We start from the raw sequence: 23,502 nt of genomic DNA, 5'->3' as shown, positions 1-23,502 counted from the left end.
TGTTCCACAAGGTGTTCGGCGCCGATACCGTTCCCGCACAGGCATTTCCCGATGCTGCCTCGGCAGAGACCGCCTGCAGCACGCAGGGCAGGAGCCTCGTAGAGCAGTACTGGGGCCGCTACGTTGCCGTGGGCTACCAGCCGGATACCGCCAGCTGGTTCGTGCTGCGCGACCCGACCGCAGAGATACCGTGCTACATGACCACGGTCGATCAGTTGACGGTGGTCTTTTCGAGCATGGAAGACTGCCTGCTGCTGGGATTGGGTGATTTCAACGTCGACTGGTCGTTCCTGTCTTACTCGCTGCTGTTTCCGTTCCGTGACGGCCTGCAGACAGGCTTTGAAGAAGTCACCGCCCTCGAGGCGGGCGAGGCGGCGGAGATCCGCGATGGCCGGCCGATCGACCGGCACTACCAGTGGGATGTGGTGCGGCTGGCCAGTGAAGCGCCCATCGAAGATATCGAGGAAGCCGTGCAGCTGGCACGTGCAACGTTGCTGGGCTGTATTGGCGCGCTGGCGAGCCAGCATCGTTGCATCCAGCTTCAGCTGTCCGGCGGGCTGGACTCCTCCATTGTCCTCGCCGGCCTGCTGCATGCGCCCTCTGCACCGGAGGTGAAATGCGTCCACCACTACGATGCCGGCATTGGTGCCGATGAGCGCATGTTCGCGCGCATGGCCGTTGCAGGTGCCCGTGAGTCTTCCGGAAGAAGCTGCGAGTTCGTCGAGTACCAGCGGCAGCCGCATTGCTCGCTGGAAGAGATCATGGACTTCCCGCGAACCGCCCGTCCTGCGCATTGCTCGGGCTACCTGCTGCATCGGCGCGACGTGGATTTCGACGGAGACACGGTGCAGTTCACCGGTGTCGGCGGCGATGCGGTTTTCCTGCGCTTCAAGGGCAATGCCGCTGCAATCGACTATGCGTGGCGACGTGGGATCGACCGTGACTTTTTCCGCGTCGCGTTCGAAACCGCGCAGTCGGGCGATTCGCTGTACGGGGTATTCAAGGATGCCATCCTCCATGGCGTGCTCAAGAAGCCAGGCAACATCAACGGCCGCTGGGGAAACCCCTGCGAATGGGTGAAGGTGGATGCCTTCGAACAGGACGGCATTGCGCCTGCCTGGCTGCGGCATGCTCGCGCACAGGGGCACAATGTCTCTCCGCACAAGTTGGCGCATATCGGCCGGATGATCTTCCCGACCAGCGTGCTCGATCCCTTTGAGGGCGCAGGACGCTGGCACGGCGTATCGCCGATCAGTGCACAGCCTGTGGTGGAACTGTTCGCCCGCTTGCCCCTGAACCTGCTGATGGCCGGCGCGGAAGACAGGACGATCGCACGTCGTGCGCTGCAGGGGCTGCTGCCTCAGGCGCTGCTTTCGCGCAAGGTGAAGTCCTACCTCGACGATCACTCGGTTGCCGTCACCCAACGGCATCAGCAATTCATCAGGGAACTGCTGGTGGATGGCCTGCTGGCGCGGCGGGGCTACATCGACAGCGCATCGGCCGACGCGGGCATCCGCAGGGTCAGCCCGGATCACTCATCCCAGGTGCTGGGCATCTTCGGCCCGCAGGTCAACATCGAAGCCTGGCTCAGGCGCTGGACGGGCCGGCCTGGCGTGCCCACGGCTGGCGTGGCCTAGGCGCTCCGGCTCATTTCTTCAAGGTAGAGGCTTTCAAGGTCGTTCGCGGTGATCGCGCTGGCATCCAACGTCCTGCGCAGCCTGCCGGCCTGCATCAGGCCGATGGTCGTCGCCACTTCGCGGGCACGGAACAGATCATGGGTGGCCATCAGGATCGCCGTACCGCGGTCGCGCTGGCGCACGATCAGCTCATGGAATTCGGCCGATGCCGTCGGGTCGAGCCCGGACGTAGGCTCATCGAGGAGCAGTGCCCTGGCTTCCTTGATGATGGCCAGCGCGATGCCCACCTTCTGGCGCATGCCCTTGGAGTAGAGGCCTACGCGCCGCCCGAACGCCTCGGGCGCCAGCCCGGCGGACCTGAGCGCATCCTTCAGGCGTGCAGGCGAGCGCTGTTCCACAGCGGCAAGGCGTGCGAAGTAATCCAGATTCTCATAGCCGGTCAGCTCATCATAGAGCGCCACGTTCTCCGGGATGTACAACAGGCGCCGGCGCACCTCCTGTGGCCGCTGCCAGGCACTGAGCCCGTCGACCTCGGCCGATCCGGATGTGGGTTTCAGGAAGCCCAGGAACAGCTTGATCGTGGTCGACTTGCCGGCCCCGTTGGCGCCCAACAGGCAGAATATCTCGCCGGGGCGCACCGTGAAGTTCACATCATCCAGCACCCGATGCGTGCCGTGTTCCTTGACCAGATGCGTTGCAGTCAGCATGTGTGATGTACCTCAGGGGATGGCCAGTCGACGCCGCATCGACCACGCCGCGATCAGCAGAAGCAGGATGGCGACGGCCAACGCCGCCAGGTCGGTCAATACACCGCGTTGCAGGGCGCCAGCCGTTTCCTGGAACTCAAAACGGGGCAGGGCGTCGTACTCGGCCAGCGTCTGTGGCGCGTCACGGTCCAGATAGCCTTCGTGCAACTGCCGACGCGCCTGCCAGTACGCGAGGACCTGCTGCTGGAAAGCCAGCGCCCGGTCGGCGTCGGATCCGGCGAGGCGGTCCAGTGCATCCTGCACCACCACCGACGGCAGCAGCAGGCGCACCCGGTCGAGTGCCAGGCGACGCGCATCCTCGGCCTCTGCATGCGCGGCGATCAAGGGCGCGATGGCCTGGTCGGCCTGGACAAGATCGGCATACGCCACGCGTGCGGCGTCAGCAATACGCGGCGCTGGAGAACGCGTGGCCGGTGGTTCTGCCGCATGGCGCAGCATCTGCTGCCTGGCGGTGTCAGCCAGCTGCGCCTTCAATTCGGTCGCCAGCTGCATCTGTGATGGTGATGGAACCAGCAGGTTCACTGCCGCCAGGGCCAGCGACGGGGCCATGACCACAATCAGCAACCACAACGCACCGGCGGCGATGGCGGCCTCGGTGGTGCGCCGGGCGAAGCAGCCGATAAGCACCGCCAGCGCCAGCCAGAAGCTGCCGTAGGCGAACACGATCAGGGCAAGCACCGCCAGGCCGAAAGGGCTTGCTGCCCGCGAACTGGCGGCGACGCCGATGATGATCACCAGCGCAGGCAGCAGCACGATGATGCCGCGGGCGAATGCCTTCACCGCGATCAGCCGTCCCGCCGAGATGGGCTGTGACAACACCAACGCTGCAATGCCGCGCTCGCGCTCGCGCGACCAGAGGTCGAAGGTGGCGGCCAGGATGACCAAGGGCAGCAGGAACACGATGACGAATGCCAGATCAAAACGGCCGGCGGCCTGCGCTGCGGGATTGCCGATGTCGGACCACACATGCCTGAGCAGCTGGGTGCGGTCACCTAGCGCAACCACGTCGGCGGTGTAGGGGTAGGCTTCTGCCTGTCCAATGGACAGCGCCGCCATCGCGCCGGGAGGGAGCACCGGCTGGATGCGGGGCAGTACCGAGGGCGCCTTGCCAACGAAACCCCGGCTGCGATCCCTGGCATCCTGTTCTTCTGCATCGATCAGGCCGATGGCTGCCTCGCGCTGCCCGACCCACGCACTGCCATTCCATGCTGCGTAGGCCGCCAGTACCACCAGCAGGCCAAGCAGCACCGCCAGCGCCCGGTCACGCAGCAGGCGGCGGATCTCATGCCCTGCGATCGACAGGCTGCTCATGGTGCACTCCCGAGATGCCGCGCCGAAGTGAACACCAGCCCCAAAGCCAACAGCATCCATGCGAGCAGAATGGCGACGTTCACCGACTGCGCCGCAGCGATGTCGGTCAGTTGCGGCTGCCGAGGGCGGTACACCACGGAACGGGTGAGGGTCGCGATATCGGCCAGATGCTTGCTGCCTTTCGTGGCCTTGTGCTGTTTCACCTCCAGGTTGAGTGCCTGGATCAGCCGGTAGCGATAGTCTTCGACGCCGCGCAGGAACGCCAGATGCGCCGGGAAATCAGTGCGGGCCAGACCCCGTGACGTAGCCTGCAGCGCGATGGTGGGGGACATCGCCGCGAAGGCACGCTGCGTGATCTCCTGCCGCCGGTAGGTGGCGTAGATGCGTTCGAAGTGACGGTTGTAGGTATCCGTGGAATTCGCCTCGGCGAACTCCAGCGCGACACCGCGGAAATTGATCGGAAGATCATCCACATCGTCCACATGGTAGCGCGCCAGCATCTCCTCTCTCAGCGCATCCAGCCGCTTGTCCGCCGGGTCGTGGCCATCAGCACCGTTCTCTGCGTCCTCGGTAACCGCCGCACGGAACGAGGGAGCGGAGGGTGTTGGGTCCAACGATTCCGCCAGCGCGGGGGCCACCCGCGGCACGAGCAGGGTGGCCACCACCCAGAAGCCGAGCAGCACCACCAGGGACGTGCGGGCTGCGCTGAAGCGCGCCGAGACACCGATCGTAATGGCGCAGAACACCAGGAGATAGAGCGCATACGCGGAGAGCATCGCAACGAGCGCCATGATGTCGGCCATGCCCAGGCCCGGTCCGGTCATCCCCGCGAGGCTGACGACCAGCAGGGCAGGGATCAACAGCAGGGATGCCGTCACCAGTGCGATCAGTCGCCCGCCGATCAGTACGTGGGCCGATGCGCCACTACCGAGCTCCTGGCGGAGGGTCTCGCGCGCGACATCGCCGGAGAGGCTGGCGAACCCGGCGAGGATGATGAGCAGCGGCGCCACGACCTGCAGCGCCCATGCCGCAGAGAATCCATCGAACCGGCTGAGCGCGGTGCCGGCGTCGATGGGGCGGTGCCGGGCCGGGTTCTGTGCATGGCCTTCGATGAACACCGACGTCCCGACGAAATCCGAGATGCCCGGGTCGAGCGCCGCCAGCGGCCGCACCGGCGCGGGAATGGCACGGCCGACGTGTGCGGCTGCATGCGGATCTATCGTGCCCTGGCTGTCCCACATTCCCGCCTCCTGCTCCGCGACGGCCTGGCGTTCCTGGGCCTGCTGGACCAACCGTGCTGCACCCGTGGTAACCGACGCTCCAGCAAGCAGCAGCAGGGTCAGCGCGAGCCACAGCAAGCGCCGCTCGCGCCACATCAGCTTCAACTGCGTCGCGGCAACAACGAGCGTCTGGCGCAGGGCCGATATGGATCCAGAGAGGGCGGGGGAGGCGTCGCTCATGGCGGGCGTCCTACCAGCGATGGGTCAGTGTCATGGACAGGAAGCGGCCCAGCGCGGTCGCATTGGTGGGATCGAAACCGGTGTTGATGCTGTTGACGATGAAGGGTGGATTCCTGTCGAACAGGTTCTGCACGTTGAAGGCAAGCGAGGTGCCCTGTCCGGCGCCTGCAGACCCGCTGAAGTCATACCTGAGATTGAGGTCGACCGTCGTCCACGAGCTGACATGGGAGTCGATGCGGTTGGCCGGATCGCGATAGCTGTCCACGTAGTTGACGAACAACCCGCCCGCCGCCTGCCGGCGGCTCAAGGCGAGACCACCGCGGACCTTCAGGTCAACCGGGAAGTACACCGTGTTCACGGCATCGACCTCGGGCGAGGTGGTGGTCACGCGGCGCTTGGAATCGATGATGTACTGGCCGGCAAGGTTGAATGCGATGCGGGTCTGGCCGGCGTCGAAATCGTAGGAGGTACTGAAATCGACACCGCGCTGCGAAGTAGATGCGTTGTTGCGGAAGCGGTTGTCGAGGATGACCTGGCTGCCGGTCTCATCAGTTCCGGGAGGCAGGGCGTATGGACCCACCCGCGATACGAACAGGCCCAGACCGGAGGCGCCGAGCTGGCGCGCCTGCTGGATCTGCTGCGGGGTCGGATTGACGGTCAGCAGGTCTGCATAGGGGGCGGTGGACTGAAGGAACAGCGATGGGAAGCTGCCGCCGAAGCCGCTGCCGATCCGGTCGGCATAGTCGATGTGATAGTAGTTCGCGTCGATCTTGAGCCCGGGCAGGGACGGGGGCGCAAACGAGAATCCGCCGGTCCAGGTCTTGGCGTGTTCAGGCCCCAGGTCCGGGTTGCCGTTGGAGAGCATCATCAGCACCGTGCTTCCGTTCGCCGCGGTCGGGTTGGGGACCTTGGCCACCACCACGGTGTTGTTCAGCTGCATGTCCTGGTACACCGGCGCCCGGTAGGAGCGGCCGTAGCTGGTGCGGAACGAAAGTCCTTCTGTCGCTTCCCACAGCAGGCCGAGCTTGGGATTGAGGGTGGAACCGAAATCGCTGTAGTCGTCGTAGCGTGCGGCCGCGGTCAGCGAAAGGCGGCGAACAGCAGGCTTGTCCGCCAGCAGCGGAATGTTGAGCTCAGCGAAGGCGGAACGGATCGTGCGCTGCAGGTCCAGCGGCTTCTCAAGCCCACGGTGGTCGAGCAGTTCATAGCCATCGCGGCGGTAGGCGGCACCGAATGCAGCGCGTACGCCGCCGGCCGGAAGATTGAATAGCTCGCCATCGGCGATCACTTCCAGATAGCGCGATTCGGAGTTCGTATCCGTCGGCGGTGCGGTGCTGACCGAGCTGCCGGTGATGGTGGTTCTTTCGTAGGAGACGTCGCTCCTGCCGAATCCGGAATTCAGGCGGGCCTGCCACTGGCGCGGAAGCTCGAGGGTAAGGCCGGCGAACACATCGAACTGCCGCGTGTGCGGGAACAGGCGGGTCTCGTCGGCAGTCCCGGAAATGGTGGTGTCCATCTCGCGCTTGGCAAAGGACCCGGTCAGGTTGAGCGTCAGCACATCGCTGAGCTCCTGCACACCGTCCAGATACAGGCTGTGCCGCTTCGAGCCGGGATAGATGTCGTACGGCCTGACCGTAACGTTCCTGGAAAAATCCTTGTCGACTGCCGCAAGATTGGCCTGTTTCAGGAACTCGTAGCTGGCCATCAGATGGCCGCCATCCCAGGACCAGCCGGCCGACTGTGATGCCTGGTATTCGTCCATGTTGCCCGTGGTGACGCTGCCATAGCGCAAGGACGTCTCGTAGCCGGTGAAATCCCGGCGCAGGACGATGTTGACCACACCGCCGACGGCATCGGTGCCGTAGATGGCAGAGGCGCCATCAGTGAGGATCTCCACACGCTCGATGGCACTCAGCGGAATCAGCGAGATGTCGACGTACTGATAGCGGTTCGAGGAGGTCACACGGTGGCCGTTGATCAGCGTCAGCGTGGTGCCGGTGCCGAGGCCACGCAGGTTGATGGCCGTGCCCTGGCCGAAGTTGTTGCCGGTATCGCGGTCGACGCCGAGGTTGCCGACATTGGCGCCGTTGGCACCGCCACCGAAGTTCTGCGGCAGCTTCTCGAAGAGCTGCTGCAAAGAGGCTACCCCGGTTCGATCAATGGCTTCCCTGTCGATCACGATGACCGGGGAGGCGCCGCTGCCGATGGCATCGCGGATGTTGCTGCCAACGACCATCACCTTGTCCAGCGTGGTGGTATCGGATCGCCGCTCGCCCTGGGCAGGGCTGCCGGGAGCGCTGGCGTCCTGCGCCATTGCCGGAGCGTTGAGCTGCAGTGCAGCGGCCAGGCTGGCGACCACCAGTGCCGCCGGCCTGGCGGTGGATGCGTTGTTCATGCCCCGGTCCATCGATCTCATCGGATGCTGGTCTACGGCACGAGCCATCGCGCCTTCATTGGCGATGTTATATCATATCATTCAGAGCGCGTGATGCCCCTTGCTGCGCCGAGAGGTGAGGGCAGGCGCACCGCCACACGGGAGTCATTGCACCGATGCCGGACCGACGCTGATGAGAATGTTCGCGCTGCCTCCGCCGGTCACCGAGATCCTCGCCGCGTACTGGAAGGCGGACCGCAGGCTGCTGCTGCTGATCGCCGCCATCGTCGTGCTTTCCAGCCTGGCCACGGTGGCGGCGCCGTATCTGTTCTCGCGCCTGATCGACCGCATCAGCGCGGAGGGCATCCGTGAACTGGCGGGATGGTTCCTGCTCTACGCGATGATGCTCGGCGCCGGCAGCGTCCTGCAGAACACCGTGCAGTACCTGTCATTCCTCAGTGGCGAGAACCTTGGTTTCATCACCAGCACCCGCTACTTCGCGCGCCTGTTGAAGAAGACCCACAGCTTCTTCCTGGATTACAACGCAGCAGAACTGCAGGCCGCCGGGGAAAAGGGACGCAACGCCTTGAAGATCGTGGTCCAGCTCGGCCTGGTCGTGTTCATTCCCAGCGCACTACAGATTCTGCTGACCCTGGTGACGCTGGGCGCGCTGATCAACCTGCAGGTAATGGCGATCGTGCTGGGCTACGGTTCTGTTGCCGTCACGCTCTCGGCCATCGCCACCCGCCGTGCGCGGATCCATCGTGAGGCGGCTGTCGAGGCGGGCCAGCAGAATGCGCGCTTCGTCGGCAATGCGATGAACGCGATGGAGACGTTGCGGCAGTTCGGCGGCAGCGCGTGGATGATCCAGCGCTTCGAACAGAAGGCCCAGGAGGTCCGCGACAGCTGGCGCGCCTATGTGCTGCAGCGGATCGGCTTCATCGCGCTGCTGGGCATTGGCCTGGCGGTCGAGTTCATCGTCACCTTCGCGCTGCTGCTGCCGCGCTACCAGAGCGGTGACCTGAGTGTCGGCGACATCGTGCTGTTCAATCTGCTGCTGCTGCAGCTCAACATGCCCTTCGAGATGATCGCGCGCTCGATCGATGACGTTGCCCGTTCCTGGACCCTGCTGGCGCCACTGTCGGCCTTGTGGGCGGCACCCGAAGAACGGCAGGCAGCGAACGCCGGCCGATTCCAGGGAGAATGCGGCCGGATCCAGTTCCAGCATGTCAGCCATCGCTACGGCAATGGCCGCGGTGTCCGCGATGCATCCTTCCATGCAGAGCGCGGTGGCATCAACTTCCTGATGGGGGAGACCGGGGCAGGGAAGTCAACGCTGTTCAAGCTGGCACTGAAGTCGATCGAGCCCCAGGCAGGTCGCATCCTGGTTGATGGCACTGACCTGGCCCACATCGATCGTGCCGCGTGGCACGCCGCCGTCGCCGTCGTTCCCCAGGATGTGATCCTGCTCAACGAGAGCCTGGCCGACAACATCCTGCTGGGGCGCCCGCGTGACGACGCCCGGTTGCGCCACGCCACCCACAAGGCGTCGATCCTGGCATTGATCGACTCCCTTCCCGAAGGCTTTGAGACCACGGTGGGCGAGCGCGGCCTGAAACTCTCCGGCGGTGAACGGCAGCGCATCGCCATCGCGCGTGCGCTCTATGGAGAGCCCGCGATCCTGTTCCTGGATGAAGCGAGCTCGGCGCTGGATGAGGTCACCGAACGAGAGATCATTGCCCACATCCGCGAATTGGCCGAGGAGGTGACTGTACTGGCCATCACACATCGATGGAGCGTCGTGACCGCCACCGACCATGTCATCCACCTCGCGAGCGATCGAACTCACGTTTCGTCGGGGCGACAGGGCTGCGCGAATGCAGCCTCCAATCTCAAATGACTCTCAATGCAGTTGCGTATAAATACTCTCTCGGATCGCCATTGGCACGCTGCTGTCGCTCTCCCAAGCGGCGCCAGTACAGTGAGCATGAGTTTTGCGCTGCCACGGCGGGCATCTAGCAGTGCTTGGAAGCCTTCAACGTGGATCGGTGGTACACGCGCTATTGCGTCCACCGCGCCGGGCCTGGATCCAGCAATTGTGGCTGGGCACCGCGCTGTGCCCGGCGCTGCCATTGGTGAATCTGGCAACCACCGGGCAGGAGATACTGATGCATCTGCAGACGCGGCGCAGTCCCAAGCTGATGAGCGGGCCCGGCGCGATGTGGCGTGACCCGTGCTGGCCGCCTCGGCGGGCGGTTTTACGAATTCACCATCGTCATCCGTCATCGCCACAGCACAGGCGCTCTTGTTCCCCTCAATGGTGAATGTACGAAAGAGCGACAGCGCAGTCGGGTAACGGTTTAGGATGACTATCTTTGCCTCGATGCCGCGCACAGGAATCATCTCGAGGTTTTTGATCGCAACGGCAAGGCAAAGGGCGTCCTGAATCTGGATGGCTCACTCAATCAATCGAAAACGGAAACCGCCCTTCAGGAAGGGCGAAGGATAAATATAAAATGATGAGCTTGAATGTGTCGCGCGCTTACCAGATTGTCTTGCAGTTTGCCGAGAAGTGCCCAAGGTATACAGAGCAGGAGGTGGGCGATCTGGAGAATGAGGCCAAGGAAGCAAACTCGGACTTGGAGACCGACATCCGTGGATTTGTCGATGCATTGTCAAGGACTGAGAAAGCCTTGGAGAGCAAGGACGACGATTCAGTAGTGGCAGCGATCATAGATCTAAGAATCGCGCTAATGAGGCTTGGTAACTGCCTGGGAAACCTGACGGATGCGATTTCCGGGTTGTTTGAAAAACAAGCAATCAGGAGGCATGACTTGGGGCCGGAGGAGTGAAGGGTGGTGTGCTTCTGAAGAGAAGTGACGTGATAGCGCTATGCATACAGCTGATTCGAAATTTCTGGATGTCCACTCCTGGCCGGAAGCGGATCGTGATCCAACGGACAGGGGAGGGCATCGCACCCCATGGGAAACCTCCCTGAGTCGGTCCAGAATCGCTATTGCGGCCACCAGGGATCATGGGATCGGGCGTTCGCTCGCCAGCGACACAGCGGAAGCGGTAAGCTTTCCCCGGCTACAAGGGGGAGCTCATGCTCAAAAGGGTTTCAGCAGGTTTGCTGCTAACTGCGGCTGCTGGCTCAGTCGGCGCTCAGCAGCAGATATACAAGTGCGTCGCCAAGGCTGGGACTGAATATCAGTCCATGCCATGCGCCGATGGTGCTCCGGTCAAGACGTGGAATGCTGAAGTTGCGCCCAGGTCAGATGCGGTCATCGCAAATGAGCGGCGCATAGATGCCATGCGGCAGCAAAACGCCGCCACCACCCGGCCTCCGCCGCTGCAGACCTATCGTAGTAGCAACGGCGGCGGCCAGCTGCATCACATTTCGCAGTACCGCGACGGTCAACGCTGCGAGAACGCCAAGGTCGAGCGGGAGCGCGTCTACCGACAGGTCGGATTGCATCGCACTTTCATGCTCAGTCGTCGAATGGACGATATGGTCTATGAAGCGTGCAAATGACCCTGCTGGGTGCATAGCGGCGGTGGCCCTACGAAAGCGGTGACGCTCCCCGATTTTGAGTAGTGCGGCAATCTGGCGCTCGATCTCCAAGAGGACAGAGATTGGACATGAAGCAGTGTGTTTCCGAAGTACAGATCATTGGCTTCCTGTCCTGGGCTCGCGCGCGGGGCTGACAGAATCAGACGGTCACCCAAGCGCGGTTCCTTATGTGGTGGGCCAGATCTTCGATCTCGCGCTCTTCGCATGATCCATAGCCGAACCCCGTCGCCGCCTCACGCGGGGCCGGTCCATCAAGGACCAATTGCATCCCCATAGATGGCGTCGAGATGACATCAAACACCCGCATGACAAACTCGAAATGTGACGCGCCCACGTTTTAGTGGTTGACGCTGAGATTATTTTCATTATTAATTGGATTCCGCGCAGCAGGCGCCCGCGCACAAGAGTCGGGAATGTTCTTTCCCCGGAACATGTGCATGGCATGAAGATTGCAAGGGCGATGAGATTCGTTGCTGGGGCTGCACAACGCTGTTCGTACCTCGTCATCCCAACCGCCTCTTCATCGGCACCAGAATGATTGGCGCGTCCGTGAAGAGCTGAGGGTCACGGGCGATGTCCGCCGCCCAGGGGTCGTCATTGCGGTCTGCTGAAACACCGTTCCGGGCTTTGATGGCATTGTCCTTCCTGCTGCTGACCACACGATAACCTCGCGTCAAGGGGCGGTGTAACGGCAGTGCGCGAAGGATCGCGTTCCAGGGGTTGTCTAGACAGCAATCAAGCAGCTTGCCGGAAGGCCGCCATGCGTCGTCACGCGAGGTACGGCAGCGCCTTCTTCAGGGGAATCCAGGAGGGAATACGATGGGAATCAGTCTGAAGTCCTGCTTCGCGCTGGGCATGCTCGGCGTGCTCTGCGCCGCGGGCTCCGCGTCCGCGCAGCCCGCATCCGCACAACAGCCAGCCGCGCAAGCACCGCGCAAGATGAGCGACGAAGAGGCAAAAGCCTTTGCTCACGTAATGGGCATGGTCAAGCCGGGCCAGCCCTACAGGCTCAATCTCGCAGACCCACAGCAGCTTGCCTTCACGCAATTGGCACTCGCCACAGCGGGCCGCACCGCCAGCACCGCGCCGCAGACGCTGTCTTCCGTGAACGCCGCGGCAGTGCGCTCAAAAAAGCAGCTCCGTGGCACGCGCTCAGTGGACATGCTCGCCCAACCCATGCTGGCGACCGTTGCTGGCGGCCCGCAGGACATCGAGATCATCAGCAACTTCGGCAGCGAAGGCAGTAACGTCTACACCGCCACCGGATACTCGTCCGTCATCGGCGGTACCACGCAGACCACGATCACCATGCAGTTGGTGGATACAGCCAACAACATCGTCTATGCGACCAACACGAACGCACAATATGCCGGTGGCACCGACTTCAGCGTGTCAGTAACCGGCCAGTTGCCAGCCAACGCCAACGTGGCGGCCGTGGCGACCTTCGTCACCAGCCAGGGCGACACCAGCAACACGACGCTGGTCACCACCACGAAGATGGTGCCCGCCTCCACCGGCACAATGACCGCGCCGAACTACTGTGTCCGCACGAACCAGAGCGACCCCAACTCCAGCTGCGTCCTCAACAGCGACGGTACGACCCAGTATCTGACGGGCAGCACCACGCTCGTCCCCAACCCGCAGCCGATCAAGATCTGCTTCCAGCGCGGCAGCGCTCAGTCCTGTGATTACTACAACAACACGCTGCGCCCGGCGAGCACGGTGTTCTTCCCATCGGCGGGCACGGCGGTCTTCGGCAGCAACACGGTCGGCGATTCCTACGCCACGGAGGGCAGGTTCACGGCTACCATCAACGACCCCGTGGGTGGCGGTGGCTGCGTGTTCAGCAACAACGCACCGCTTGGCACCGGCTGGTCTGTATCGGCCGACAAGTCCACCCTGCAGTGGAATCTGGCCCAGTTGTCCATGGTCGATCCCAGCAGTTGCACACGGTACACGGGCGGCCGCCCGATGAACTACATGTTCTACATCGAGACGCCGCTGCAGACGACCTCCGGGCCGAACACCGGCTTCCTCAGTTTCAGCAGCGCCTACTCACCGCCCATGGCACCGGGCAACCTCGGCATTCCCGGCATCTTCCTCGAAGACAGCTGCCTGGCTGCAGGCACCCTGGTGCAACTGGCCGATGGCCAACAGGTGCCGGTAGAGAGCATCACCGCGGACAACCAGCCGAAGATCAGGACCGCCACCGGCGACGTGCGCACCGTGCTCGGCACGGCCAGCGGTGTCGAGCTGCGCCCGATGGTGCGACTGAAGACCAGCAGCGGCCATGACCTGCTGATCACCGGCACACACCCAGTGCTCACCACCAAAGGCCTGGTGATGTCGCGCGATGTGCGGGTCGGCGATGTCGTGCGGACCGACAAGGGCGAAGCCCGGATCGTATCGGCGACCACTGAAGAGTACACGGGCAAGGTCTACAGCCTGCGCCTTGGGTGGTTCGACGAAGCGCGCTCGGACGGTCGCACCCATACCGCCGGCGGCATCTTCGTGGGCGACTCGATCTCGCAGTGGCAGATGGAGCGTGATGAACTCCAGCGCCTGAAGGCCGACAAGGCCGAAGTGGAGCGCCGGCTGCCCGACGACAAGTGGCGCGCAGAATACAGGCGATTCATCGGCAAGTGACGTAACGCCAGCCATGGTCGCGTCCGTGCTGGGCGCGGCCTTCGTTCTTTCCTCGTACCTGCAGGAACCGGAAGCATGGCCGCACCCACTATCCAGAGCGTCTACCTCAACGGCGCCACGCTCAGAGTGACCTGGTCAGGCGTCAGCGACGCCTCCATCACGGCCTACGTCGTGACGGTGTATTTCGGAACCCAGACACCGTTCATCACCGCGAGCTTCACGCCGACGGGGACGCCAACCCAGACCGGCAGCCTGAACCTGCCCGGCGGGGCGCTGGACACCAACACGAGCTACTTCGTGCAGGTGTCCACGATGTGGGGCAACACGCCGGGGCAGGGCCAGACCAGCCAGTTCGTGCCGCTCATTACCCGCGTGCCGGTCCTGCAGGCAGCTTACTTCGATGGAACGGACATGCTGGTGGAATGGGAGCCGAGTGACCAGGCCAGCCAGGGCTACTTCCTGCAGGTGTATGGCAGCGCAGGCAGCCCATTCACCGCGACGGTGCCGGATGCGTCCACCTGGTGGACGAAAATTCCCGGCGTGGATCTGGCCACTGGCCAGCAGTGGAACCTGCAGGTCGCTGCGACGGGGACGGTGTCCAGTGACGACGGCGATGCGCTGTATGCGGCACGCTCCGCCGTACCGTTGTTGGCCTCACCCCAGCCGACGCTGGCAGGTGCGGTGGCCAGCTACGAAAGCGACGCGCTGGGCGGGATCATCCGTGCGGGCTGGACGGCGCTGGCCGCGTCCACCGGCGTCACCCACTATCGGGTGCAGGCTTACGACCCCGAGGGCAATCCGGACAGGTACGTCGACGTGCCTGGCGCAGCAAGCACGTCCGGCGTGCTGTACCTCGAGGATCGTTTCGCGCCCGGCTCGACCCTGCGCATCCTCGCCCTGAGCGACGCGGGTGTAGGCGTGGCCACGCCCGCCAGCCCGGTCGTCGTGTCACCGCCGCAGCTCACCAGCGCAGCCTTCGCTCCGGGCAATGCGACGATCGCGGTGGCATGGAGCACTGCGACAGACCCAGCCGTTACAGGGTTCACCGTCGAGGTGTACGACGCGGCCAACCCGTCCACCTCGTATCCGCAGACGTTCGCCGGAGCAGGCGCGCGTCAGGCGACCTACAGCGCACTGCCTGCCGCAGGCCTGGATCCGACGAAGGCCTGGAACATCCGCGTACTCGCAACCGGCACGCAGGGCACGGCACCCGCGCTGGGCGCACCCTGGCGTCTTCCGGTCGCGCCGGCCACCGTGACGGCGGCCATCTGCGAGGGAAATGCACTCGACGTCGCGTGGACACTGGCCGCCGGCGCCCCTGTACCGGCTGCCTATGTGCTCTCGCTGTCATCGGCCGACAGCGTGGTCGCGAGCGTGCAGGTGGCGGGCGGGCAGGCCGCGCAGGGCAGGGTGCTTGTGGCCGACCCTGGCAAAAGCTGCACGGCCAGCGTGTCGCCGGTGGGGCCCGAGGGCGCGGTGGGGCCGTCCAGCGCCGCGACCACCGTGCTGGTCGCCCAGGTTGCAGGCCTGACCGCCGTGACCGATGCCGTATCCCAGCGCTGCACGCTATCGTGGAGCGCGGTGACCAACGCCACCAGCTACAGCATCGATTCCGGCAACGGCGCGCCCATCACCCAGGCGGGCACCACCTACACGTTTGATTCCGCGCTGCCCGGAGGTGCCGACCTCGCCGTGGCGGTGACGCCGCTGATCGTCTCGGCGGGCAGCCGCATCGCAGGTCCGACGCCCGCGCCACACCGACTGCCAACACAGCGCGCCACCGTCGTCAGCGCGCAGTTCGACGCCGCGACGATGCAGGTCACGGTCAACTGGGCTGCATTGGCAGGTGCTACCGGGTACCGCATCGCCATCATGGCCGACGCCGGTGGCACCTGCACCGAGGTCAGCCATGCCAGCGCCCCGGCCGGTGCGACGACCGGCACGGTCGCGTTTCCGGCGGATTTCGAACTGGTCGGCACGACCACCTATCGCGCGGTCGTGCAGGGGCTGTGGAACGGCGACAGTGGCCTGCAGGCAAATCATCCTCCGATCTTCTCCGCAGGGTTCTACCTGTCGGCAGACGCCGCCACGACCGCTCCGCCGTTCGTCTATCCGGCCACCGTCATCACCACAGCAACCACCGTCACCACTACGACCACCGCAGGCTTCCCGATGGTCGGCGAGGAGGTGACGCTCTACCTGCCCGATATCGGCGCAGGCACGCCGTTGACCACGCCGCTGCCGCAGAAGGGAGCATTCACCCTCGGCGCCAATACCGACCCGGCGAGGAACAGCGCTGCGTATCCGTACACACTGACGATTTCCAACACGTCAGGCACGAACAACCCCTGGGCATTCGCACCCGCGCAGACCGTACGCACCGGCCTGGCCGGCGACGTCGCCGCCTTCCTCAAGGAGGTGGAGTCCGCAGGTGCCGTGCCATGGGGCATCGTGCAGCTGCAGCAGGTGCTGGGGAGGGCGTTCCCGCAGACGTTCGCCGAGCAGTTGTACTACGCATTCGGCCTCGCGTTCCCGCAGGCGGGCGTGCCACAGGGATATGTGGACCTGCGCCCCGGCATGGTGCTCCGCGTCGTGCCCAATCCGTACCAGAGCGTGCCCGGGCAGACCCAGGCCTCCTGGCTGAGCGGTTACGTCGGCGCTGCCTCCATCGACTACGACATCGGCAGCGTGATCAGCGCGAACGGCGCGTGGAGTGCAGGTTTCGATGCATTCCTCGGCCAACTGGTCGGCAACGGTGCATTGAGCGTGACGCCGCCCGTGGCCAGGCCCACCGACGGACTGGAGCAGGGCGTTGCCGAAGCGGCGGACCTCTACTTTCCCACCTTCGCCCAATCGTTCTACCGCCTGTTCGTGCCGCAGGCACTGCTTTCCCCCAGTGGGCCGGGCAGCGTGGTGGCAACCGACAACTTCGTCCTCGCCGCCGCGCCAAGCTACGCAGGCATCAGCAGTGCCACCAGCGCGCCATCGGCCAGTGCCAACGTTGCTTACTTCCGTGGCCGCGCCGTGCTCAAGGCCTGCCTGCGCGTGACCTTCGATGGCGTTGAGCGGGTGGTGCCGGTGGGGACGACGCTGGGCAATCTGCTCGAGCAGTACGGACGGCTGGGTGCGGCCACCCCCGCACCGTTGACCGGCGTGCGGCTCGATCGTGGACTCGGCGGCGCCGTGCTTGATCCGCTTGCAGCCACGCCCGCGCTGTCGGCCCCCGTGATGCTCGACTGGCAGGCAAAGTCGGCGGCCGTCTACGCACCGGGATGGGGCTTCAGCGCGCTGCCGCTGCTGCCCGGCGACCGCATTACCCTGTGCTGATCATGGATGCCCCGGTCTACACAGCGGTGTCCAGCGGATCCCGGCTCTACGTCACCAGTGCCGCGCCCGACGGCAGGTTTGCAGGCTACTGGTGCAGCGCGTCCGCCGCGTTCGAGGGCACTGCCACGCTGGCGCAGACCTGGGCCGACAGGGGGGGGTTCTACGTGTTCACCCAGGTGGTACCCGCTGACCTCGGCCAGTTCGCCGCACAACTGGCCCAGCTGGCACCCCGGATTTCGCCCACCGGGCTGGTCAAGGTTGCGTGGCTGGCCAATGATGCGGACACCAGTTGGAACTACTGGACCATCGCGACGCTGACGGCACTGCCCCAGGGCGCCGAAGAGGGCCCGTGGGCCACGGTGACGCCTGTGCGCTGGAGGCTGGGCGACTACGCCGTCGGCATCCCGGCGGGCAGCCGGCTTACGCTGCAGAATTCCGCCAGTGGGTATGGGATGTCGCTGCCCGCCGCGGGCGTGAACTTCAGCCATGGCGACTTCAGCCTCACCGCGTCCGGTACGCCCACACTCGCGCTCGCCGGCCCCACGGCAGGTGCCTTGGGTGTGCCGCTGCAGCTGCGGGCACAGCAGCCCGATCCGTTTGATCGCCTCGGCGCGATGATGCGCTATGCCACCACGCCCGCTGCGGACGACGCCGAGGCCGTGGCACAGAACCTGGCACGGTACCTGTCCATGCCGGTGCTGCGCCTGGCATCGGGCACGCTGACGACGGCGCTGCGCTTCGATCCTTCGGCGCTGCTGGACGCGCGCCGCACGTACCTCGACCTCAATCCAGCGGGCGGCGCCCCTTACGCGCTGGCCAGCGCCTTCATGACCACGTTGGGCTACACCACCACGCTGACACCGCGCAGCGGGGTGATGGGCGTACCGTCGGGCCGGCTGGCCTTCGGCAGGAGCCCGGTCTACGCGGTGGAAGGCCCGAGCGCAGGCAACGAGGTCTTTCATCTGACACCGGACGGAAGCTTCTCGGTCAACGTCGTGGTGCCCGTGCGCGTCCAGCAGCGCCGCGCGGCGCTGCTCGCCGCAAGCGCCACCTCCGAAAGCGCCACGTCCGCAGCTGCCGCTGCCGAGCAGGACCTGTGGATGTTCGGCAACTCGGGTGCCGAGTATGCCTCGCTCGCTCCCGGTGGCCAGGTCGCCGTGTTCGCCGCCGGCAAACCTGCGTGGGTGCCGCCGGCGCCGACCGACGGCACGTCACCGCTGCGTACCGCAGCCACCACGGCCTACATGACCCTGGTGCCAGCAGCGGCCGCGCCGGGCCTGACCTACTTCGCGCAACCACTGCAGGCCCCGCTGTTCCGCGCCGCCAGCGACCTGGGCGCGGGCTTCCTGGACTTCCACGCCATGCCGTCGGGCACGCTGCCCGTCAACGACCCGGCGAGTGATCTTTCCAGCCAGTGGCTTCCGGCAGGCGCGTATCGCTGGCTGGCGCCGAGGGACATCGAGCTCGCCAGACAACTGGAGGCTGCGGTACTCGCGCCGGTGCGCCGCGCCGTCATCCAGGGGGCACCGTCAGCCAACGCGACTTCAGTCGGACCCGAGCCTGGGCCTGCGGGCACGGCTGCAGAACCGCCAGCGCCTGCGCTTGCTGTCACTCCGCAAGGGCTGCTTGCACAGCTCTCCGGGGACGGTGCCGCCTGGTCAGGGGTGCTGTTCGCCAATCTGCCTGCATCGTCGCAGGCGCTGTCGTTCACGCCGGTCAAGCAGCGTTTCGCACAGGCGCTGCAGTCGAACCAGCTGTTCTTCGTGGTGGCCGACACACAGGAGTTCCTGGAGCAGAGCGGCGCCGGTCCCGACGGGCTGGACTGCACGCTGGACGGCTGGACCTTCCGGCTGGACCCCGCCGACTGGCGGACGGGAGCGCAGGGCGACCCGACACTGATGCTGTTCAAGTACTGCGATCGCAGCCTGGCAGATCTGGTGGACGACACCAGCGCATGGGGCTGGCGCCAGGCCGCTGGAGACGTACGGCAGACCCAGGCGCAGTTGCAGGCTCTGCTGAACGACCTGCGTACGCGCGCGTCGGCGGTGCCGCCGGTGCCGGGTGACCCGTACGTGATTTTCTACAACGAGGTTGTGAACAATCCGCTGTGGAATGGCGTGCTGTTCTTCAACGCCCCGGTCGATCTGGGCAAGATGCCCAGCGAGCTGCGCTTCCTCGCCGCCGGCATCGACCCGAAGAAGTTCTATGCACATCATGTGGGGTTCTCGGTGACCCCCATCGGCGGCAGCGGCACCATCGAACCCGGCCAGACAGCGGCGTTCGGGCTGATCGACTATGAAGATCCGAGTGATCTGATTCCTTCCACCACGGTGCCATTCGGCTTCAAGACGTTGCAGTTGAAGCTTCGTTTCGCGAATGCACGCATCGCAGACTTCGCTGCGCAGTGTCAGTTGATGGTCAACACGCTGTTCGGTGCGCCGCTGGGGAAGCAGAACACAACGCGCGGCAACAACCTGATCATGGACGGAACCTGCCAGCGCGTGGCAGGCGTGCCTGCGTACAGCTTCGCGCTGGTGGGCCAGAACCTGTTCAACGCGCAGGGATCGGCGATGACCAGCGTGCAGGTGCAGTCGGTCCGCATCGACACCGTCACGGCCGATGACGATGACGCGGTGACCTCGAGCTTCACCCTGCAGGGCAACCTGCGCTTCAGGGAATACACCGCGTTCGACATCTTCGGCTACGGTCCTGATATGCAGGGCAACGATGGCTATCTGCGCTTCACCGGGCTGTCCGTGCGCATGCAGTTCCGTCTGTCGGCACCCACCGAGCAGGTGTTCACGGCGTTCGAGAGCGCCACCACGCTGGATCCAGCCAACAGCGTGCCGCGTGCGGGCGCCGTGGCCTCCGGTTTTCCGCTGCGCATCGGCGGCCTGGAGATCGCGACCGTCGGCGCGGACGGGAAGGGGCTGACGCCCGAACAGATGGGCTTCGTATCGATTGGCTGCCCCCTCGACCAGACGCCCATGAACGCCCCTTGGTACGGCCTGACCTACACGGTGGACCTGGGCTCGCTGGGCGCGTTGTCCGGCAGCATCGGCATGAGCATGACCGTGCTGGCCGCCTGGTCCACGGGCCCAGGGGACAGCCCGCCGGTGTATGTGGGGATCCGCTTCCCCTCGTTCGTCCCAGGCGGGGGCAGCCTGCCTCTGCAGGGAGTGCTGAAGCTGGGCTTCCGCGGCTTCGAGTTCATCCAGTACGACGCCGGCGGTGGCGTGCCGGGGTTCCAGTTCTGGATGCGGCGCTTTGCGCTGTCGGTGCTGTGCTGGAGCTTTCCGCCCGGCAACGCCGACCTGGTGCTGTTTGGCGCACCGAACGATGCGAAGGGGTCGCTGGGCTGGTACGCGGCCTACGACGCCAAGCCGGACGCGGCCACGCTGCAGCATGAAGCGGCCGATGCGCTGGCCATTCCCATGGACCGGCACCTGGCCAACAGCCGGCGTACCCCGCCGGTTGCCTGAGAGAAGGAAAGCAGAGCATGGCGATCGGGAACGTGGTGACCACGGTTCTGGATGTGGGGCAGGGACAGTCGACGTTCACCTGCGTTTATGACGACAGCACGCCGGCAAAGATCATCCACACGTTGCTGTTCGACTGCGGAACCGACAAAGAAAGCGTCAACACCGAGACCAACATCGACTACATCGCCAGCAGGCTGGCGTTGATGGATACTCCGACGCTCGACCTTCTGGTGTTCTCGCATAGTGATAGAGATCACATCAGCCTGATGTACTTCGTGCTCAAGGCCTACGCTGCACGAACCACGGTACCCCTCGCCATCAAGGACACATGGTATGCAGGTAGCTCGTTCTTCTACACCAAGAACTCCTTCAACATACTCAACTACTTGCACAATTATTGCACCAGCTTCACCACGCCTGCCTTCAACGGGACACAGTTCAACAAGGCCGACGGCACTTGGAAAAGCATCATCTGGACCGACGATCCTGTAGCACCCAACATTTACGTAGGCATGCTAATTGGCAATGTCATCGATGATGAGCCTGGCTTTTTTTTCAGAACCGGATTCGGAACCATTGCCGAATTGAAGAATCGCGTCTCGATTGTATGCGCACTGATCCATGGTGATCAGTCCGTGCTTATCTGCGGCGATGCCACCAATCGAACCATGGCCTGGGTCAATGATGCGTTCGGAACACGCATGCTTGCAAAGAACCTGATGGTGACCGTTCCGCACCATGGCAGTCGCTCCACGGGATTGTCTGTGGCGTCCGGAAATGCTGCCAACGACAGGGCAATCGACGTAGTGAAGGACTTCGTGAAGGTAGCGAATGCAAAAACCGCGACCATTAGTTCGTTCCAGAAGCACTCTCATCCGTCGCTTGAACTTGTGAACTACTTTCTTCCGACACTGGCAACCGGCGAGGTTGTTGATGACGAGAATCTTGTGGATGGCCACTTTTCACTCTTCAACGTGGACATCGGATTGATCCACGCGGCGACCAGCGCGAGTGTTCCGCGCGGGTACCACACGTTCACGACCAAGGCCAATGTCTATACGACCTACTACTACGGAGGACTGCCCGGTTTCTCGTATCAGTTCACCGGAACGACGGTATCGGCAGCAGCATCGTTCATTCGAACTGGGGCATCGTGGGTCAGTCAGCACGCCTGCTGGTCCTTCGTCACATCGGGGACCGGCGGGAATTCCATGTCGGGCTACAAGTACATGCCCCGAACGTCCGACAATCGTTTCGCGGGCCCCGGCGCGATACCTACCACCGTCGCCGCGGATGTGACCGGTCATGGGCCCATTCTCGACACAGAGTCCAGATCGTTGCGGAGCGCGGACGTTGTGTTCGGCGAAGCACAGTCGACAGCGCCGCCGCACATGTCAACGCCGGCGCACCCAGCGACCCCGCTCTCTCCGCCTGTGTTGTCGGCAGCCGTGCTGTCAACACGCGTCGTCGGCGCAGGCGCAGCACGTCGACTGCGCACCTTCCGATGAGCCCGCTCCAGACCTCCTTCCCATCGTGACCTGCACATGGCCGCCAGCGACGTCTATTCCGCACTGAACGACGCCATCAACGGCGACGACAAGTCCATCGATCTCTGGCAGGCCGCGCAGGGATCCGCGTCGCTGGCAGCACTGCGTCCGGTGCTGGCCCTGTTCGGCATCACACAGTCATGGACGCTGAACAACGCCACGTTGTCTGGCGACAACAGCCGTGTGTTAATGACGGCGTCGGGCCGGTTCGGCGTGCCAGGTGGCACGCCCGATGGCGTATACACCGTAGCGGCGACACTTACGTATGTGAGCGGCGCGCTGTTCTCGCTCAACCTGCGCGTGGTTGACTCCAAACCGTGGACCTTCGCCGCATTCTTTCCGACGCTGCCCGCGAGCGAGCGCGCAACAGTCGACCAGCGCGGGATACTTGGCATCCGCTGGACGACCTCCTACCTGATCGGCTCCAAGCCCGCGTATGCGGTGGTGGTCAAGTCCGTGTCCTTCTCCGCGCGCAGCGGCAAAGACGAACTGTTGCGCATGGAAGGCCTGCTGCCGGAGTTCGCCGACCCGGACATCGACGGCAAGCTGGGGCTGCTGTCACCGTGGCCGCTCCGGTTGGGTGGCACCGTGGTAATGCCTGCCAGCGCTGATGACTTCCCGTTGTTGGCGCTGACTGCACAGGGCAGTCCAAGCAACGCCTTCAGTGGAAGCACGGTGCCAGGGGTTCAGGGGCCCGCCCCCCTGAGTGTGGATGGCCTGTTCCTCACGATTACTGTCCAGCGGCTCATCCAGCCCATCTTCGGCAATACCGGGCAGAGCTCCCTGGCTTTCGGCGGCCAGTTCACCATTGGTGGCGGCCTGGCGGGCATCCTCCAGACGCAGATACTGACCGCATGGACCCATTGGGTGTTCAGTTCCCAGTTCGACCCGGAGACATCGTCGCTTACCCAGGGCCTGGCATCACTCACCCGGATGTTCGGCGTCGAGTTGCCGATTCCGATGGACTTCCCGCTGTTGAGCGAGTTCCACTTCGCCGAGGTGGACGCGGAGTTCCGCAACGATGCCGAAGCGGGCCGGACACCCTCGTTCTCGCTGGTCACCTTCGCCCTCACCATTACCTCGAACAGGCCCTGGGTTCCTCCCGTGCCTTACGTGACGTTCAAGGACGTCGGCATCCGTTGGGTATGGGGCTCGACGCAGACCATCAGCCCGGTCACCAACCAGCTTGTGAACAGCTACCTGCTGACGGGCTCGGTGTTCGGCTCCATCCAGTTCGGCGGCGACAGTGCGTTGTTGGGGTTGCCGCCCCCTGCGCCACAGCAGCCGTCGCGGCTGATGGCGGAACTGCTGCCGCGCGTGCAGGCGGACGACGGCAGCGTCACCATCGACATCAGCATGTCGATCCCGAGCTTCTAC

General features: G+C 64.4%; 13 protein-coding genes. 9 read left to right on the top strand and 4 right to left on the bottom strand.

From position 1 onward, the window contains the following. The first annotated feature begins 161 nt into the window (after positions 1–161). Entirely contained in the window at positions 162–1,637 is a 1,476-nt protein-coding gene (locus tag DBR20_RS12795; RefSeq protein WP_258223347.1) for an asparagine synthase-related protein, read from the top strand. Here DBR20_RS12795 and DBR20_RS12790 read toward each other — a convergent pair. The 4 genes from DBR20_RS12790 to DBR20_RS12775 are packed head-to-tail and all read right to left on the bottom strand — an operon-like array spanning position 1,634 to position 7,570. Further along, a complete protein-coding gene (locus DBR20_RS12790; RefSeq protein WP_108266434.1) occupies positions 1,634–2,344 on the bottom strand; it encodes an ATP-binding cassette domain-containing protein in 711 nt (236 codons plus the stop codon). The two genes, DBR20_RS12795 and DBR20_RS12790, sit on opposite strands and share 4 nt — an antisense overlap. Positions 2,345–2,356: 12 nt before the next feature. After that, a complete protein-coding gene (locus DBR20_RS12785) occupies positions 2,357–3,715 on the bottom strand; it encodes an ABC transporter permease subunit (protein WP_108266433.1) in 1,359 nt (452 codons plus the stop codon). After that, positions 3,712–5,175 (bottom strand): DUF3526 domain-containing protein, encoded by a 1,464-nt coding sequence (locus tag DBR20_RS12780; protein WP_108266432.1) that lies wholly within the window; start codon positions 5,173–5,175, stop codon positions 3,712–3,714. Before DBR20_RS12780 ends, DBR20_RS12785 begins: the two co-directional genes overlap by 4 nt. 10 nt (positions 5,176–5,185) lie before the next feature. Further along, positions 5,186–7,570 (bottom strand): TonB-dependent receptor, encoded by a 2,385-nt coding sequence (locus DBR20_RS12775; RefSeq protein ID WP_258223346.1) that lies wholly within the window; start codon positions 7,568–7,570, stop codon positions 5,186–5,188. Positions 7,571–7,742: 172 nt separating this feature from the next. On the opposite strand from DBR20_RS12775, the gene DBR20_RS12770 reads away from it, so the two are divergent. The 8 genes from DBR20_RS12770 to DBR20_RS12725 all read left to right on the top strand — a co-directional run. Next, a complete protein-coding gene (locus DBR20_RS12770; protein WP_219927810.1) occupies positions 7,743–9,449 on the top strand; it encodes an ABC transporter ATP-binding protein in 1,707 nt (568 codons plus the stop codon). Between the two features lie 616 nt (positions 9,450–10,065). Continuing rightward, complete coding sequence (locus DBR20_RS12760) at positions 10,066–10,401, top strand: hypothetical protein (protein ID WP_108266430.1); 336 nt, start codon at positions 10,066–10,068, stop codon at positions 10,399–10,401. A 254-nt stretch (positions 10,402–10,655) separates the two neighbouring features. After that, on the top strand, positions 10,656–11,084 hold the full coding sequence (locus tag DBR20_RS21900) for a DUF4124 domain-containing protein (RefSeq protein ID WP_146187002.1): 429 nt from the start codon (positions 10,656–10,658) through the stop codon (positions 11,082–11,084). 858 nt (positions 11,085–11,942) lie between these two features. Next, positions 11,943–13,769 carry a Hint domain-containing protein gene (locus DBR20_RS12745; RefSeq protein ID WP_108266427.1) on the top strand — a complete coding sequence of 609 codons (1,827 nt, stop codon included), beginning with the start codon at positions 11,943–11,945 and terminating at the stop codon, positions 13,767–13,769. 75 nt (positions 13,770–13,844) lie between these two features. Further along, entirely contained in the window at positions 13,845–17,096 is a 3,252-nt protein-coding gene (locus tag DBR20_RS12740; RefSeq protein WP_108266426.1) for a hypothetical protein, read from the top strand. Between the two features lie 2 nt (positions 17,097–17,098). Then, positions 17,099–20,578, top strand: a complete 3,480-nt coding sequence (locus tag DBR20_RS12735) for a hypothetical protein (protein WP_146187001.1) — start codon at positions 17,099–17,101, stop codon at positions 20,576–20,578. 17 nt (positions 20,579–20,595) lie between these two features. Then, entirely contained in the window at positions 20,596–22,086 is a 1,491-nt protein-coding gene (locus DBR20_RS12730) for a hypothetical protein (protein WP_108266424.1), read from the top strand. Positions 22,087–22,122: 36 nt separating this feature from the next. After that, positions 22,123–23,502 (top strand): hypothetical protein (locus DBR20_RS12725; protein ID WP_219927809.1); only part of this gene is annotated, 1,380 nt, incomplete at its 3' end.

It is taken from the genome of Stenotrophomonas sp. HMWF023, from assembly GCF_003060985.1.
In the GTDB taxonomy this organism is placed as follows: domain Bacteria; phylum Pseudomonadota; class Gammaproteobacteria; order Xanthomonadales; family Xanthomonadaceae; genus Stenotrophomonas; species Stenotrophomonas lactitubi.
This window is presented reverse-complemented; position numbering and strand designations above follow the sequence as displayed.

What these genes read in the sequence shown, in the direction of transcription:
- DBR20_RS12790 (WP_108266434.1), bottom strand. Translation starts at nt 2,344, where the DNA reads ATGCTGACTGCAACGCATCTGGTCAAGGAACACGGCACGCATCGGGTG.
- DBR20_RS12785 (WP_108266433.1), bottom strand. Translation starts at nt 3,715, where the DNA reads ATGAGCAGCCTGTCGATCGCAGGGCATGAGATCCGCCGCCTGCTGCGT.
- DBR20_RS12780 (WP_108266432.1), bottom strand. Translation starts at nt 5,175, where the DNA reads ATGAGCGACGCCTCCCCCGCCCTCTCTGGATCCATATCGGCCCTGCGC.
- DBR20_RS12775 (WP_258223346.1), bottom strand. Translation starts at nt 7,570, where the DNA reads ATGAACAACGCATCCACCGCCAGGCCGGCGGCACTGGTGGTCGCCAGC.
- DBR20_RS12770 (WP_219927810.1), top strand. Translation starts at nt 7,743, where the DNA reads ATGAGAATGTTCGCGCTGCCTCCGCCGGTCACCGAGATCCTCGCCGCG.
- DBR20_RS12760 (WP_108266430.1), top strand. Translation starts at nt 10,066, where the DNA reads ATGATGAGCTTGAATGTGTCGCGCGCTTACCAGATTGTCTTGCAGTTT.
- DBR20_RS21900 (WP_146187002.1), top strand. Translation starts at nt 10,656, where the DNA reads ATGCTCAAAAGGGTTTCAGCAGGTTTGCTGCTAACTGCGGCTGCTGGC.
- DBR20_RS12745 (WP_108266427.1), top strand. Translation starts at nt 11,943, where the DNA reads ATGGGAATCAGTCTGAAGTCCTGCTTCGCGCTGGGCATGCTCGGCGTG.
- DBR20_RS12740 (WP_108266426.1), top strand. Translation starts at nt 13,845, where the DNA reads ATGGCCGCACCCACTATCCAGAGCGTCTACCTCAACGGCGCCACGCTC.
- DBR20_RS12735 (WP_146187001.1), top strand. Translation starts at nt 17,099, where the DNA reads ATGGATGCCCCGGTCTACACAGCGGTGTCCAGCGGATCCCGGCTCTAC.
- DBR20_RS12730 (WP_108266424.1), top strand. Translation starts at nt 20,596, where the DNA reads ATGGCGATCGGGAACGTGGTGACCACGGTTCTGGATGTGGGGCAGGGA.